General features: G+C 34.3%; 16 protein-coding genes. All 16 read right to left on the reverse strand.

Features of this window, described 5'->3' with window-relative positions; genetic code table 11:
- Positions 1-1,208 precede the first annotated feature (1,208 nt).
- Positions 1,209-1,832, reverse strand: a complete 624-nt coding sequence (locus AC0L5Q_RS04530) for a hypothetical protein (RefSeq protein ID WP_473614145.1) — start codon at positions 1,830-1,832, stop codon at positions 1,209-1,211.
- Positions 1,833-3,337: 1,505 nt separating this feature from the next.
- Positions 3,338-3,568 carry a hypothetical protein gene (locus AC0L5Q_RS04535; RefSeq protein ID WP_473614744.1) on the reverse strand — a complete coding sequence of 77 codons (231 nt, stop codon included), beginning with the start codon at positions 3,566-3,568 and terminating at the stop codon, positions 3,338-3,340.
- A gap of 1,251 nt (positions 3,569-4,819) precedes the next feature.
- Entirely contained in the window at positions 4,820-5,071 is a 252-nt protein-coding gene (locus tag AC0L5Q_RS04540) for a hypothetical protein (RefSeq protein WP_473614144.1), read from the reverse strand.
- 128 nt (positions 5,072-5,199) lie between these two features.
- Entirely contained in the window at positions 5,200-5,589 is a 390-nt protein-coding gene (locus AC0L5Q_RS04545) for a hypothetical protein (protein ID WP_473614748.1), read from the reverse strand.
- Positions 5,590-6,705: 1,116 nt separating this feature from the next.
- On the reverse strand, positions 6,706-7,080 hold the full coding sequence (locus tag AC0L5Q_RS04550; protein WP_473614751.1) for a hypothetical protein: 375 nt from the start codon (positions 7,078-7,080) through the stop codon (positions 6,706-6,708).
- Between the two features lie 105 nt (positions 7,081-7,185).
- Positions 7,186-7,383, reverse strand: a complete 198-nt coding sequence (locus AC0L5Q_RS04555) for a hypothetical protein (RefSeq protein WP_473614222.1) — start codon at positions 7,381-7,383, stop codon at positions 7,186-7,188.
- A gap of 819 nt (positions 7,384-8,202) precedes the next feature.
- Entirely contained in the window at positions 8,203-8,583 is a 381-nt protein-coding gene (locus AC0L5Q_RS04560) for a hypothetical protein (RefSeq protein WP_473614098.1), read from the reverse strand.
- A gap of 804 nt (positions 8,584-9,387) precedes the next feature.
- Positions 9,388-9,687, reverse strand: coding sequence for a DUF6984 family protein (locus AC0L5Q_RS04565; RefSeq protein ID WP_473614753.1), 300 nt, complete (start codon positions 9,685-9,687; stop codon positions 9,388-9,390).
- 444 nt (positions 9,688-10,131) lie between these two features.
- Positions 10,132-10,554: a hypothetical protein gene (locus tag AC0L5Q_RS04570; RefSeq protein ID WP_473614757.1), complete on the reverse strand. Its 423-nt coding sequence runs from the start codon at positions 10,552-10,554 to the stop codon at positions 10,132-10,134.
- 2,176 nt (positions 10,555-12,730) lie between these two features.
- Positions 12,731-13,372, reverse strand: coding sequence for a hypothetical protein (locus AC0L5Q_RS04575; RefSeq protein ID WP_473614760.1), 642 nt, complete (start codon positions 13,370-13,372; stop codon positions 12,731-12,733).
- 119 nt (positions 13,373-13,491) lie between these two features.
- Positions 13,492-13,908, reverse strand: a complete 417-nt coding sequence (locus tag AC0L5Q_RS04580; protein ID WP_473614764.1) for a hypothetical protein — start codon at positions 13,906-13,908, stop codon at positions 13,492-13,494.
- Positions 13,909-14,023: 115 nt separating this feature from the next.
- On the reverse strand, positions 14,024-14,707 hold the full coding sequence (locus AC0L5Q_RS04585) for a hypothetical protein (protein WP_473614767.1): 684 nt from the start codon (positions 14,705-14,707) through the stop codon (positions 14,024-14,026).
- 99 nt (positions 14,708-14,806) lie between these two features.
- Entirely contained in the window at positions 14,807-15,217 is a 411-nt protein-coding gene (locus AC0L5Q_RS04590; RefSeq protein ID WP_473614771.1) for a hypothetical protein, read from the reverse strand.
- A gap of 466 nt (positions 15,218-15,683) precedes the next feature.
- Complete coding sequence (locus tag AC0L5Q_RS04595) at positions 15,684-16,328, reverse strand: hypothetical protein (RefSeq protein ID WP_473614774.1); 645 nt, start codon at positions 16,326-16,328, stop codon at positions 15,684-15,686.
- A 116-nt stretch (positions 16,329-16,444) separates the two neighbouring features.
- Positions 16,445-16,795 (reverse strand): hypothetical protein, encoded by a 351-nt coding sequence (locus AC0L5Q_RS04600; RefSeq protein ID WP_473614778.1) that lies wholly within the window; start codon positions 16,793-16,795, stop codon positions 16,445-16,447.
- A 122-nt stretch (positions 16,796-16,917) separates the two neighbouring features.
- Positions 16,918-17,283 (reverse strand): hypothetical protein, encoded by a 366-nt coding sequence (locus tag AC0L5Q_RS04605; RefSeq protein ID WP_473614147.1) that lies wholly within the window; start codon positions 17,281-17,283, stop codon positions 16,918-16,920.
- Between the last annotated feature and the right edge of the window lie 12 nt (positions 17,284-17,295).

A 17,295-nucleotide genomic window follows, 5' to 3' on the forward strand; every position in this document is an offset into this window, starting at 1 on the left:
TTAGCTAAACAAACAATACTATTTGAGTGCATATAACGCCCAATTAATGGGCTTTTATTGCTGGCTAAAATTTGCGAGGGACGAGCACAGCCAGCTGTAAAAGTCCCGTTGAATTGCTTGTTATATGCCTGATAAACCTAAACATAAATACACAAGCAACTAGTAAAAACCGATAGTAATAAACGCACTATAAATTGAGCTACCCACAAATACCAGAACGAAATAATAGCTTTGCCAACAAAAGTTTTTTAAATAGGCAAAGCTTATTAGTGACTAGTGAAAAACTACAATAGCGAAACTCGTAGCAGCGTTTACAAAAGTAAGGTTGATAACCAAATTGTTAGCTAAGCACCCTGCTTCATGAATTGCATATAACGCCCAATTAATGGGCTTTTATTGCTGGCTAAAATTGCGAGGAACGAGCACAGCCAGCTGTAAAAGTCCCGTTGAATTTCTTGTTATATGCCTGATAAACCTAAACATAAATACACAAGCAACTAGAAAAAGGCGGTAGTAATAACCACACTATAAATTGAGCTACCCACAAAAGCCAGAACGAAATAATAGCTTTGCCACAAAAGTCTCTTTAACAAGGCAAAGCTTATTAGTGGCTATTGCAAAGCTATAATAGCGAAACCCGTAGCAGCGTTTACAAAAGTAAAAGTTAATAACCAAATTATTAGCTAAAGCACCCTACTTCATGAATTGCATATAACGCCCAACTAAGGGGCAAATTAATGCTTGGCTATAATTTGGAACGCAGTGACAAAAGCCAAGCTTTATTTGTCCCGCTTTAGTTACTTGTTAGTTGCCGTTTACTTGTTTGCAAGAATAAACATTAAAATTATTGAAACAACGGGTAAACACATTAAATTAAGAAAACTCCAATATTGTTTTATTGTCAGAGAGTAAAACCCTAAACAAAGGTGAATACTGGTAATAACACTACATATTACGCCACTTGCTATCAGCTTAAAATTGTACTCGGTATCAGGAAAAAATAGCACAGCAACTATACATGCAGGCAAGATGATTATTAACTCAGTTAAAACAAAATGAGCATCATCTAAAAACTTGATATATCTCCGAGCTAGATTCATATAATGGCAACTAACGCCCTGTTAAGGGGCAAATTGTAGTTGGCTAAAATGTGAAGCGGAGCGGAACCAGCCAACTGTTATTTGTCCCGCTTGAACAGCTTGTTAGCATTACTTTACCACAAGTTTATCGACAACTTGTTTAACTTTATTTGTATTTCCATTGGCAATACACGTTTGTTTAAGCTCATGTATTAAATTGACTAACTCGCCCATACGCGTGCCCTGATCAGGACTCCATGTTTTACCTGCCATCGGTGCCAAGAATATTGAATTATCATGTTTTCTAGGGGTAGAAAAGTGATAAGTAGTACCATCCATACCTAAACGGTTATTCGACGAATACTTAGTTTTTAATAACTCGGATACCCAAATTTTTTCTAATTGGATTGCTAATTGATTTGGGATTGAAATGTTACACTTTTCTATCGGGTTAACAGGAACATTGTTACTGTAAATTTGCCAATAATGTATTTCTGCTTCTAAAAGTATTAGAGAATATTGATTTTCTATTTTTTTAATAAATAAGGCTGACTCTGAATCAAAAGATGGAATCGTAATTACTTTTAAAATTACATCGTTAGCATATGCGGCTTCAAATGCTTTTGTGACAAATAAATGATAATTATGTGTTACCTGCATTCGTGCATAAATAGATGTTTCTGGATATAAGTGCTCTTGAGAATGAACAAAAGAAGAAACTATGCTGAATAATAAAACATTTAAAATTTTCACAAGACCATCCATGTAATGCTAACGCCCAATTAATGGGCTTTTATTGCTGGCTATAATTGCGAGGAACGAGCACAGCCAGCTGTAAAAGTCCCGTTGAATTGCTTGTTATATGCCTGATAAACCTAAACATAAATACATAAGCAACTAGTAAAAGACGGTAGTAATAAATGCACTATAAATTGAGCTACCCACAAATACCAGAACGAAATAATAGCTTTGCCAACAAAAGTCTTTTAAATAGGCAAAGCTTATTAGTGACTAGTGGAAAACTAGAATAGCGAAACCCGTAGCAGCGCATTAAAAAGTAAAAGTTAGTAACCGAATTATTAGCTAAAGCACCCTACTTCATGAATTGCATATAACGCCCAATTAATGGGCTTTTATTGCTGGCTAAAATTGCGAGGAACGAGCACAGCCAGCTGTAAAAGTCCCGTTGAATTGCTTGTTATATGCCTGATAAACCTGAACATAAATACACAAGCAACTAGTAAAAACCGGTAGTCATAAACGCACTATAAATTGAGCTACCCACAAATGCCAGTACGAAATAATAGCTTTGTTACATTACGTAGTAATAAAAACAACAAAGCTTATTAGTGACTATTGAAATACTACAATAGCGATACTCGTAGCAGCAATTATAAAAGTAAAAGTTATTAACCTAATTCTTAGCTAAAGCACCCAACTACATGAATTGCATATAACGCCCAATTAATGGGCTTTTATTGCTGGCTAAAATTGCGAGGAACGAGCACAGCCAGCTGTAAAAGTCCCGTTGAATTTCTTGTTATATGCCTGATAAACCTAAACATAAATACACAAGCAACTAGAAAAAGGCGGTAGTAATAACCACACTATAAATTGAGCTACCCACAAAAGCCAGAACGAAATAATAGCTTTGCCACAAAAGTCTCTTTAACAAGGCAAAGCTTATTAGTGGCTATTGCAAAGCTATAATAGCGAAACCCGTAGCAGCGTTTACAAAAGTAAAAGTTAATAACCAAATTATTAGCTAAAGCACCCTACTTCATGAATTGCATATAACGCCCAATTAATGGGCTTTTATTGCTGGCTAAAATTTGCGAGGGACGAGCACAGCCAGCTGTAAAAGTCCCGTTGAATTGCTTGTTATATGCCTAATAAACCTGAACTAAAATACAAAAGCCAGAAGTAAAAGACGATAGTAATAAACGCACTATAAATTGAGCTACCCACAAATGCCAGTACGAAATAATAGCTTTGCCACAAAAGTCTCTTTAACAAGGCAAAGCTTATTAGTGGCTATTGCAAAGCTATAATAGCGAAACCCGTAGCAGCGTTTACAAAAGTAAAAGTTAATAACCAAATTATTAGCTAAAGCCCCCTACTACATGAATTGCATATAACGCCGCTATCACCGGACAGCTAGGCGTAGTTGTAATTTATGTTAATGGAGCGCCAGCGAAATGCATAAATTGCAAAACGTAGCCTAGCTGTTCCGGTGCATAGCTTTGTTATACGCTACCCTACATAAACCGAACAGACGGCTGAAAAATACCAACAACAAACCAAATACTAGCTGCAATAAAATATATCCATACGAATAGCTTTATGCCATCAGCACTCCAGGTGGGAGCAAAGTGATGAATAAGGAAGCCTGATGTTAGTGTACCTTCTAGCCACTCAGCGCCGTTCCACCTTATTATCCACAACCAAAAAATCACTTCAAATAAGTAGAATAGTATCCAGATTGTCATCGAATAATGGGAGCTCCATTTTGTGTATAACGCCCCGCTAAGGGGAAATTTATTGTTTGCTAAAATGTTGAGCGGAGCGAAAACAGCAAACTGTAAATTTTCCCTCTTGAGCGACTTGTTATGTTTACTAATTAACTAAACCATCAAATAACACCAACAAACCTGTAAGAATTATTGCAAAATAAAATAGTAATACAAGGATACCCATAAAGGAAAATAATAAGAATTTTTTAGAGTCTATGAATATAAATTTATTTTTTAACAATTCATATAAAAGATATGAAAATACACACAGCAATGAAAATACAATTATGTGATAAGCGTCAATTGGCTTTATAAATTCCATGTACATGAGAGCAATAGAAGCGACAAACACTAACGTCACAATAGTGTTAATTTGCAACTTAATCTTTTTCCACTTTAATAAAATATCTTTCATTAACCTTTCAAAATAAGTCAAACTACAAGGTAAACATAACGCCCAATTAATGGGCTTTTATTGCTGGCTAAAATTGCGAGGGACGAGCACAGCCAGCTGTAAAAGTCCCGTTGAATTGCTTGTTATATGCCTGATAAACCTTAACTTAAACACAAAATCTAGAAGTAAAGACGGTAGTAATAACTGCACTATAAATTGAGCTACCCACAAATGCTAGAACGAAATAATAGCTTTGTTACATTACGCAGTAATAAAAACAACAAAGCTTATTAGTGACTATTGGAAAACTCCAATAGCGAAACCCGTAGCAGCGTTTACAAAAGTAAGGTTGATAACAATATTTTTAGCTAAACCAACAATACTATTTGAGTGCATATAACGCCCACATTAACGGGCTAAATAAATGTTGGCTAAAATAGTGAACGGAGTGAACATAGCCAACTTTATGTGTCCCGTTGAATGCCTTGTTAGGTTTTGATTACACCTAAACGTCGAAATTTCGTTTTATATAAACCTTAGCCTGACTTTTATAAAGGTATAGAGCAATCGTTATTGCCAGAGAAATTAATAGCCAAGGCACAACTTGCTTATTAAAATTTAAACCTGATTTAACAGTTAAATCTATAGTTTCCGATAACAGAAATGCAGACATTAAAAATGCCAAATAAAGTACCAAATTGTAAAACTGAAATATTTGTTTGCGATACTTCATGATAAAAACCTAACGCTTTGCTAATGGGCAAAATAAAGTTTGCTAAAATGTGCGAGGCACGAGCAACAGCAAACTGTATTTTGTCCTGTTAAGCAACTTGTTATGTACAATTACTGCTTTGATTAACTTCTTTTTCTTGATGGCCAAAAAACTTAGTACCTGATTGATTATTTTCTTTACGTTGATATAAAAGACGAATGTATAAGAAAAATAATACTAGCGGTCCAGCTATTAAACCTAAACAGAAAATAATTATCTGGGTGAATTGTGAATAACCTAATTCCATTGCCCATTTAGCACTCAATATCCCAAATAAAAAAGCTACCGAACCCGTTGTTAAATTTATATCCATATTACTCTCCATAGTTAGATTTACACAATTTGTACATAACGCCTCGTTAAGAGGCAAATAATATGTTGGCTAAAATAAGCGACGCAGGAGCAAAAGCCAACTGTTATTTGTCCTGCTTAAACGACTTGTTATGCTTTGCGGCAATACTTTTGAAAATCCCAGTCATCTAATATTTCAAAGCCGTTGCAATGTGGAGCTGGAGCAATACACTGAAAATAATTGCTTATTATATTTTTCCCAAGCTCTCTATTATCAATAACGTCTGGAAGCGAGCTAGGTAATTTACTTTGGCATTTAGCCAGTTTCTTATTTATATAAGACGGACATTTGTTTAGTTCTATGTTGTAATCTTTAGCATTATTTTTACATGAATCATGAGCCAGAGCCTCAAAGTGCTTAATATATTCTGAGGTTGGTACAGGATTATTATTTACATCTGCAATATCGTAAGTTACCGGTAAAGTGCTGTAATAGTAATATCCTCCAGCGATCAGAAAAATTAGTATAAGTTTATTCATAGGTACGTCCTTGTTAAATTGTAAAAAAGCATAACGCCCAATTAATGGGCTTTTATTGCTGGCTAAAATAGCGAGGAACGAGCACAGCCAGCTGTAAAAGTCCCGTTGAATTGCTTGTTATATGCCTGATAAAACTGAACTTAAATACAAAAGTTAGAAGTAAAAAACGGTAGTAATAAACGCACTATAAATTGAGCTACCCACAAATACCAGAACGAAATAATAGCTTTGTTACATTACGAAGTAATAAAAACAACAAAGCTTATTAGTGACTATTGAAAAACCATAATAGCGAAACCCGTAGCAGCGTTTACAAAAGCACCTTTGATAAAAACATTTTTAGCTAAACCAACCATACTATTTGAGTGCATATAACGCCCAATTAATGGGCTTTTATTGCTGGCTAAAATTGCGAGGGACGAGCACAGCCAGCTGTAAAAGTCCCGTTGAATTGCTTGTTATATGCCTGATAAACCTTAACTTAAACACAAAATCTAGAAGTAAAAGACGGTAGTAATAACTGCACTATAAATTGAGCTACCCACAAATGCCAGAACGAAATAATAGCTTTGCCACAAAAGTCTCTTTAACAAGGCAAAGCTTATTAGTGACTATTGAAAAACGATAATAGCGAAACCCGTAGCAGCGTTTACAAAAGTAAAAGTTAATAACCAAAATATTAGCTAAAGCACCCTACTACATGAATTGCATATAACGCCCAATTAATGGGCTTTTATTGCTGGCTAAAATTGCGAGGGACGAGCACAGCCAGCTGTAAAAGTCCCGTTGAATTGCTTGTTATATGCCTGATAAAACTGAACTTAAATACACAAGTTCAAAGTAAAAGACGGTAGTAATAAATGCACTATAAATTGAGCTACCCACAATTGCCAGAACGAAATAATAGCTTTGCCACAAAAGTCTCTTTAAAAAGGCAAAGCTTATTAGTGACTATTGAAAAACTAGAATAGCGAAACTCGTAGCAGCGTTTACAAAAGTACGTTTGATAACAACATTTTTAGCTAAACCAACCATACTATTTGAGTGCATATAACGCCTCATTCAGAGGCAAATAATTGTTGGCTAAAATAGCGAGGCACGAGCAACAGCCAACTGTTATTTGTCCTGCTGCAATGCCTTGTTAGGTTTACATTGTTCCCAAAGCATCTCTTTGTATTTTTTAGCTAAAAGTATATCTTTATTTATACCTAATGATTTAGCACCAAACCCAGTTTCATAATATAGTTTTGCTGCTTTTATCGCGTCACAATTACCTAAAGATGCGGCTTTTATTAAGCAAGCGGTAGCTACTTCTGACTTCCGTTTGCCAGGATAGTTTACCTGATATGCATTGGCGTCGATCTCATCGGGCTTATACGCTACTGAAAAAAATAGAGAGTACATATCATTTACATCAGACTCAATAGGACATGCATTCTCTGCTTTAATATTTAAAGACACAAACATAAATACCAATGCTAAAATTTTCATCGTAAACCTAACGCCCAATTAATGGGCTTTTATTGCTGGCTATAATTGCGAGGAACGAGCACAGCCAGCTGTAAAAGTCCCGTTCAATTGCTTGTTATATGTAAATTACATATACGTTTTAACCAATTCCATTAACTGAGTAACTAACATTATTGAACCTAATACGATAAAAACATTAGGCGAAGCAAAATTAGATTTAGCAGGAGGAGTACTTTTAAGCTTTTTCCCGTGAGCTATTAACCCTAAACCAACACAAATTAGAACAAGGCTGATAATTAAGTCAGCTAAAACATTTGGTGACACTATACTTCCTTTTACATATAACGCCCAATTAATGGGCTTTTATTGCTGGCTAAAATTTGCGAGGGACGAGCACAGCCAGCTGTAAAAGTCCCGTTGAATTGCTTGTTATATGCCTGATAAACCTAAACATAAATACACAAGCAACTAGTAAAAGGCGGTAGTAATAACCACACTATAAATTGAGCTACCCACAAATGCCAGAACGAAATAATAGCTTTGTTACATTACGCAGTAATAAAAACAACAAAGCTTATTAGTGACTATTGGAAAACTATAATAGCGAAACCCGTAGCAACACTTACAAAAGTAAGATTGATAACAATATTTTTAGCTAAACCAACCATACTATTTGAGTGCATATAACGCCCAAATAAGGGGCTAATTATTGCTGGCTAAAATAACGAACGAAGTGAGGCAGCCAGCTGTAATTAGTCCCACTTCATTTTCTTGTTATGTGTTGCGTTTAAACAATATTATCTGATTTATACAAGACAACAAAATGAATATTGAGAGTAAACCGATTATTAATGGGTGGCTCAAGAGATTAAGTACAAAACTAAATGTGAAGTAAACACTAATATCTTTACCCTCAAAGTAATCGAAGGCTAAACTTAATGGCACAATAAAGGTTACAAAACAAAAGAAAACCTTAATTGCGATCCAAGTACCAACTAGAAATAGTTTAATATACTTCAAATTTCACATTCACCTGAAAAACACATAACGCCTCATTAAGAGGCAAAAAATAGTTGGTTAAAATAAGCGACGAAGGAGCAAAAACCAACTGTTTTTGTCCTGCTTTAATGACTTGTTATATTTTCAGTTCACAGCAACAGGTACGTTTATAGATATACCACACCCATCTCCGTAACTAAAAATTAAGTTATGCTTTTCAATAGCATCGGCTTTAACGAGGAACCACACTTTAGCCTCACCTTCGTCTTCAAATATTTTTAGTGCGGAATAAAACGCTGGATTATTTTTATCACCTATAATCATCCCGGCTAAATTAAATGGTTGCCCGTCAATCTCTTGAGGAATTGAAACTGAAATACTGTATGTGCTTTCATTTAACTCACTATTTATTTTAAATTTACTCGCATAGGCAGCATCCCATTTTGCATTTTGTTCTTCAGTTTCAACACAACTTGTTGCACTGGCAAAGAATGAAAAGAAATATAATGCTAATAGAATTCGCATACTCGACCTGCTTTGAAAATATAACGCCCAATTAATGGGCTTTTATTGCTGGCTAAAATGTTGAGGAACGAAACAGCCAGCTGTAAAAGTCCCGTTGAATTGCTTGTTATATGCCTGATAAAACTGAACTTAAATACAAAAGTTAGAAGTAAAAGACGGTAGTAATAAACGCACTATAAATTGAGCTACCCACAAATACCAGAACGAAATAATAGCTTTGTTACATTACGCAGTAATAAAAACAACAAAGCTTATTAGTGACTATTGAAAAACTACAATAGCGAAACCCGTAGCAGCGTTTACAAAAGTACTTTTGGTAAAAACAATTTTAACTAAAACACCCAACTACATGAATTGCATATAACGCCCAATTAATGGGCTTTTATTGCTGGCTATAATTTGCGAGGGACGAGCACAGCCAGCTGTAAAAGTCCCGTTGAATTGCTTGTTATATGCCTGATAAACTTTAACTTAATTACTGAAGTTCAAAGTAAAAGACGGTAGTTTTAAATGAACTATAAATTGAGCTACCCACAATTGCCAAAACGAAATAATAGCTTTGCCACAAAAGTCTCTTTAACAAGGCAAAGCTTATTAGTGACTATTGAAAAACGACAATAGCGAAACTCATAGCAACGTTTACAAAAGTAAAAGTTGATAACCAAATTGTTAGCTAAAGCACCCTACTTCATGAATTGCATATAACGCCCCAATAAGGGGCTAAAAATTGTTTGCTAAAATGTGAAGCGAAGCGAAACCGAGCAAACTGTTTTTAGTCCCGCTTAATTGGCTTGTTATGAGTACTTACTTTAACCTTTGAGTTGGAGAAAAATCAACTTTCCAAACATCTAGTTCGTAAATTTCACCTTCTTTATCAAGATATAGAGTTGCTAAGACTTTTGTACCATCTGAATCTTCAAAGGTATATTCTGAGGCTTGCCTCCCAAACATCCTATTTTCATGATTTGGGCCAAAAGCTAAACTCCCCATGCCACCATCATCAAGTGGTTTAACAATAAGAGCTTTTAGATTAACTTCCATATTTGCGAGCTGAAGAAGTTGACTCATTATTTCTTCCTCGGCTAGATTTAACTTCCGAACCATAGGTACTCATAACGCCCAATTAATGGGCTTTTATTGCTGGCTAAATTTGCGAGGAACGAGCACAGCCAGCTGTAAAAGTCCCGTTGAATTGCTTGTTATATGCCTGATAAACCTAAACATAAACACACAAGCAACTAGTAAAAACCGGTAGTAATAAACGCACTATAAATTGAGCTACCCACAAATGCCAGAACGAAATAATAGCTTTGCCAACAAAAGTCTTTTAAATAGGCAAAGCTTATTAGTGACTATTGAATAACGATAATAGCGAAACTAGTAGCAGCACATAAAAAAGTAAGATTGATAACAATATTTTTAGCTAAACAAACAATACTATTTGAGTGCATATAACGCCTCATTCAGAGGCTAAAAATTGATGGCCAAAATAGCGAGGCACGAGCAACGGCCAGCTGTTTTTAGTCCTTTGCAATGCCTTGTTAGGTTTTAAATGCGTAAAACCTTAAAAATTAATACCTTCATTACATCTGTAAAAGATATAGCTTTTTTAAACACGAAAAGTCTAAAAATCAATATTTGCATTGCTACCATAAAATAATACATAGGAAAAACATAGTAAAACAGAGGGAAAACAAAATAAAATAATAAACCTAAAGGGAAAGCTGTTAAAACATAGTAACCATAATGCTTATTTGTATATTTACAAATAAGCCAATGCATTGGATAACCGATAAATAGCCAGCCTAAAATAGAAAAGAATAAATAAAAGCTTAGATAAAGAAATAAAGATCCAATAGAGCTAAAAATGTCATTAGTTGATTTTGCGATAACCCAAACATATGCAGAAAAAATGATACTGACATAACTTATACTTTTAATAATGGCGCTATCCCAATTACCAGTATTCAACTAATTCTCCGGAAAACCTAACGCCCAATTAATGGGCTTTTATTGCTGGCTATAATTTGCGAGGGACGAGCACAGCCAGCTGTAAAAGTCCCGTTGAATTGCTTGTTATATGCCTGATAAACTTTAACTTAATTACTGAAGTTCAAAGTAAAAGACGGTAGTTTTAAATGAACTATAAATTGAGCTACCCACAATTGCCAAAACGAAATAATAGCTTTGCCACAAAAGTCTCTTTAACAAGGCAAAGCTTATTAGTGACTATTGAAAAACGACAATAGCGAAACTCATAGCAACGTTTACAAAGGTAAAAGTTGATAACCAAATTGTTAGCTAAAGCACCCTACTTCATGAATTGCATATAACGCCCAATTAATGGGCTTTTATTGCTGGCTATAATTGCGAGGGACGAGCACAGCCAGCTGTAAAAGTCCCGTTGAATTGCTTGTTATATGCCTGATAAATCTAAACTTAAATACAAAAGTTCAAAGTAAAAGACGGTAGTAATAAATGCACTATAAATTGAGCTACCCACAAATACCAGAACGAAATAATAGCTTTGTTACATTACGAAGTAATAAAAACAACAAAGCTTATTAGTGACTATTGAAAAACGATAATAGCGAAACCCGTAGCAACGTTTACAAAAGTACTTTTGATAACAATATTTTTAGCTAAAGCACCCTACTACATGAATTGCATATAACGCCCAATTAATGGGCTTTTATTGCTGGCTAAAATAGCGAGGGACGAGCACAGCCAGCTGTAAAAGTCCCGTTGAATTGCTTGTTATATGCCTGATAAACCTAAACTTAAATACTGAAGTTTAAAGTAAAAGACGGTAGTAATAAATAAACTATAAATTGAGCTACCCACAAATACCAGAACGAAATAATAGCTTTGCAACAAAAGTCTTTTAAATAGGCAAAGCTTATTAGTGACTATTGGAAAACTACAATAGTGATACTCGTAGCAGCACTTACAAAAGTAAAAGTTAGCAACTAAATTATTAGCTAAAGCACCCTACTTCAGAATTGCATATAACGCCCCAAACAGAGGCAAATAATTGTTGGCTAAAATAAGCGACGCAGGAGCAAAGCCAACTGTTATTTGTCCTGCTGATTTGGCTTGTTAGGTGCTTAACCAATACTTGCGCGGTTTACCGCCAAAACACTTAACAAAGGCACAAAGCTATAATTCAAAATTAAAGTGAGAAAGTTTAACCGAGAAAAGAATACTTGAATTGAAAAGTCCTTTTCACAGAAGTTAATGATTTTTCCTTAATCACCTGATTTTGATAAAACACAAAATTAAAAACTTAAAAGTTTAACCTTGTTAACAAAGCATAATACTTTAAATTCAAAGCCGATTTAAAACAATAATAAACATAAAGAAAAAACACCTAACGCCCAATTAATGGGCTTTTATTGCTGGCTAAAATTGCGAGGGACGAGCACAGCCAGCTGTAAAAGTCCCGTTGAATTGCTTGTTATATGCCTGATAAATCTAAACTTAAATACAAAAGTTCAAAGTAAAAGACGGTAGTAATAAACGCACTATAAATTGAGCTACCCACAAATGCCAGAACGAAATAATAGCTTTGCCACAAAAGTCTCTTTAAAAAGGCAAAGCTTATTAGTGGCCATTGAAAAACTACAATAGCGAAACTCGTAGCAGCGCATAAAAAAGTAAAAGTTAGTAACTAAATTCTTAGCTAAACCACCTTACTACATGAATTGCATATAACGCCCAATTAATGGGCTTTTATTGCTGGCTAAAATTGCGAGGAACGAGCACAGCCAGCTGTAAAAGTCCCGTTGAATTTCTTGTTATATGCCTGATAAACCTAAACATAAATACACAAGCAACTAGTAAAAGGCGGTAGTAATAACCACACTATAAATTGAGCTACCCACAAAAGCCAGAACGAAATAATAGCTTTGCCACAAAAGTCTTTTAAATAGGCAAAGCTTATTAGTGACTATTGAATAACGATAATAGCGAAACTCGTAGCAGCGTTTACAAAAGTAAGGTTGATAACAATATTTTTAGCTAAACCAACCATACTATTTGAGTGCATATAACGCCTAATTAACAGGCAAAAAATTGTTGGCTAAAATTAGCGAGGCACGAGCAAAAAGCCAACTGTTTTTTGTCCTTGTTTAATTTCTTGTTAGAATTATTTTGCAATTACAAAGACATTATTTACAAGTTCTTTTTGTATTTCTAATCCTGACTTTTCAATAAGGTTAAACATATCACTTGTTGGTGACAGTGAATCAAGTTCACAACTAAACTTTCTTTTTAAATCAGTTTTATACATGGAAGAGACACCAATTAATTTTTTCGATGATAGACTATAAACATACAAACCTGCGAAGGTATTTAGGGCGTTTTCCCTAGCATAATATCCACCTGTAGAATTATAACGAAGACTACCATCATAAATTACTAAGGTATCAATCGATTTGGCAGCAATAACTGATTCATTAAATTTGATATTTTTAAAAGACGAAGCACCTTTTTCATCTTTTTTATAAGTAACTAAGTCACTATTTAAAGGTTCAACAACAAAGTTTAAATTAGATAGTTTTTCAGTAATTTTAGTGGTAAGCACTTCATTGAACTTATTGGGGATTTTATAATTATTTTCTTTGTTGTTAAAGATAGTAAAACCAATGTATTTACATAATAGATCATCACCAATCGTAGAAATAACACCTATTTTTCCTAAAGCCTCTTTGTTGCTTATCGTTAGTGGTTTGTTCTCAGTTGCTGCACAACCAGATAGTAAAAAAACAATTAATAATAACCTAAACATTGGGGATATCCTTATAATTCTAACGCTTTGCTAAGCGGCAATAAAATAGCTGGCTAAAATTAGCGAGGAACGAGCAAAAGCCAGCTGTTTTTTGTCCGTTTAAGCAACTTGTTATATTTTTAAAAGCTAAATTCAAAATCCCAATCAAAGTTAAACTCGGTTGTGCCTTCAGGGTATTTAAACTCCATCGGAAAACTTTCACCTTTTAAGGTTATGCTTCCATTAATAAACACAACTTCACCGTTTGAAACCCGTGAACCTTCAATTACTGCGGAACCTAAATCTCCAGAAAATGAAATACTCTCTCGCTCTTCTATGCTTTCATCGTACTGACCTGATATTACTCGTTCGACTTCTGAAATATTGCCAGTCACCTCAGTGATAACTTTGGTATTATTGAGTAGTTCAATAATTGCAACTCTTTCTTGTTCTTCTTCTTTTTGAAGCCCTATAACAACCAAGTAAACAAAAAGTGCATAAAGCACGGCTCCAATACCTATTAATATGAATAAGTATTTAAGTCCTTTTCTTAACATAAACTCCGATCCTGATTAAAAATATAACGCCCCACTAAGGGGCTAAAAATTGTTGGCTATAATACCGAGCGGAGCGAAAGTAGCCAACTGTTTTTAGTCCCGCTTGAGTGGCTTGTTAGGTGCACTTTGCTTCCAGTCGGATAGCTCCAATGGATAAATAATAATATAACCAAAATACCCCTGGCACTGAAACCCAATACTGTCCATATACTGTAGACAAACAAGTTAAAATAATGGTTATGAATGATACAAAAATAATCCATGGATTAAGCTTAAAGCTAAGTGAAGAAGATATAGGTAAAGGAGTTATTTTAACTTTAGTTACCGGAGTCTGACCTATTGAGATAAATAACAAATGCAACATTGACCAAATAAAAAGTACAATAAAAATAATGGGGATACCTGATAATGGAATACCTATTGAGTCTGCCCAGTGAGGAAACTCACCTCGAAATAACCCTTGAAATAAATCAAAAACTGAACCAGCAGCAGTAATAAATGGAAGAGTGAAAGCTAATAGTATTAACAAAGGTTTATTTGGCGTTTTAATTTTACCTTTACCAAGTTTTAAAAGTAACATTAGAATAAATAAGAATGAAATGATGGTTATACCAAGATCTTGTAGCAAATATTTAGGTGTTAGCATTTCCTCTCTTAAAGCATAAAATTCAGCACTTTGAGAGTTATCCAACGACATATATTGTTGGTTAAATAACTCAGGATCTGAATATGGCTCTAAGATGAAAGAGTAAAGTAACAAACTTACCCCAATTAAGAATACGAAAATAGCAGCTTTCATGTGCACCTAACGCCCAATTAATGGGCTTTTATTGCTGGCTAAAATTGCGAGGGACGAGCACAGCCAGCTGTAAAAGTCCCGTTGAATTGCTTGTTATATTTACTTTACACTCACTATCTCATACCAATTTTCGTATGGTGGTGATGGATACTTAATTTGCTTAATACCAGTTAAAAAACAATTAACTCCATTAGTATCTAGCTCGGATCTAGCATCAATAACATCGCCTGATTTGTTTAAAACGAAGATAAACTTAAACGACTTGATACCTTCTTTCTGTATTAACGGTCGGCACTTTTTTGCTACTGGCGACCAAAATTTATTATGCTCTGGAATCAATTCATATACTTCATATTGAAACCCTTTTTTAGTTTTTGATTGGAGCTTGTGTAACTTTGCTAAGTCAGAATAACTAAAGTTGTTTTTATAAGCGAATTCAGATTCAGTGTTATTTCGGGAAGCGCATGCGCCAATTAGAAAAACAAAGAAAATAATAATAGAAAGTTTCAAAATATGCTCCCTGCTGATTGTAAATATAACGCCCAATTAATGGGCTTTTATTGCTGGCTAAAATTGCGAGGGACGAGCACAGCCAGCTGTAAAAGTCCCGTTGAATTGCTTGTTATATGCCTGATAAATCTAAACTTAAATACAAAAGTTCAAAGTAAAAGACGGTAGTAATAAATGCACTATAAATTGAGCTACCCACAATTGCCAGAACGAAATAATAGCTTTGCCAACAAAAGTCTTTTAAATAGGCAAAGCTTATTAGTGACTATTGAAAAACGATAATAGCGAAACCCGAAGCAACGTGTACAAAAGTATTTTTGATAACAACCTTTTTAGCTAAAGCACCCTACTACATGAATTGCATATAACGCCCAATTAACAGGCAAAAAATGGTTGGCTAAAATAAGTGAACGTAGTGAACAAAAAGCCAACTGTTTTTTGTCCTTGTTTAATTTCTTGTTATATTTCAATATCGTTGAACTTTGTTAGGAAGCTCTGATAACTTATCGCTTGGGCAAACCATCGTGATATCTCGAATATCACCAATAGGTAATTTTATAAATTCTTTTGACATTTGTACTTCTGAATCTAGCACAAACCTGAATTCACTTTGATATTCATATTCTGAGAACTTCCTAAAAGGTCCCATTTTACCGTGATGAACCTTTTTATCTATATATTCTACAGGAGCTTGAAATAATCCCATTTCTTTTTTGATTGAAGCAGTTTTTATACGTTTAATAAACTCTTTCAAATCTTTAATAACAACTGCAACATCTCCAAATTCCATATTTCGTTTGTCGAACTCATAACTTTTTTTAGTTGTGAACATATATAGACAAAGAATATTACGGGACTTTTTATTATTATATCTGTAAATCAAAGGGCTTTTAGCTCCTCCGATAGGTACCCATTTACCTTCCTTGTCTTTAATAGATATGTTTTTAAATTGAATAGCTTCATCAGCCCCTTCATTAGGATCAGAACGAAGAAACCCATCATTATCTATTCGAGTGAAAAAAGCATCACTATTCAGATGTAAATTACCATCAAGAAAATCATTCAAAAAATCTTGAGGGAGTATTTTGGCTAATATTACACCGTACGACATAGTATCCTTGAAATATAACGCCTCACTCAGAGGCTAAAAATTGATGGCTAAAATAGCGAGGCACGAGCAATAGCCAGCTGTTTTTAGTCCTTTGCAGTGACTTGTTATGTGCAATTTTAACCAAGCCACTCAGCCAGTACATCAGAGGAAGAAAAACCTAACATCATTATATTGTTTGGACTATCTCCAAATCCGAGGGCAAATTCATTTTCACTTGCGATAGTAAGTAACCAATTATCCTTACATTGAGCTATACACCAAACCTCTGATGATTGATATTTATCCAAATAATATTCAGGAAAACAAGCGGAAGTTACATTAGCTTTCACTGGTTCAATAACATTAGCAATCAATTTATCTGTAACTTCAATTACATATTCATCATAGTCACGCCCTTTAGGAGTAATGACTTGAGAATCATCTGAAATTGCTTCATTAATTTTAAATATTGCTGCAGATTTATTCATAGCACATAACGCCCAATTAATGGGCTTTTATCGCTGGCTATAATTGCGAGGAACGAGCACAGCCAGCTGTAAAAGTCCCGTTAAATTGCTTGTTAGGCGTGATTAATATAATGTAAATATGCTTACGAATTATGCCTCATCCCTTGAATATAAACTTTAAAGTTAGAAAATGAATCAGTATCTGTAATCGATGATGTTACTAAACCTCTAGTCTCTTCATCAGAGTACGCATCTATAACTGACCAAAGAAAGTATATTGCATCGAAGGTTTCATCATCGTACTTTAGGCTTTTAACTTTCATGATTGAAGATATGTATTCCGTTAAATACTTTCCAATAATATTTGAATTAAAGAAGTCGTCTTTATTAATGAAATCATTAATACTTTCCACAATCTCAATTGTTAAAAAAGCATCTTCTTTTTCTCCATTCTCTTGAATTAACAACTTAACATTTTCAATAAATTTTACAATTACATCCTTATTCATACGACTTCCTTT

It is taken from the genome of Pseudocolwellia sp. G5-9, from assembly GCF_055808995.1.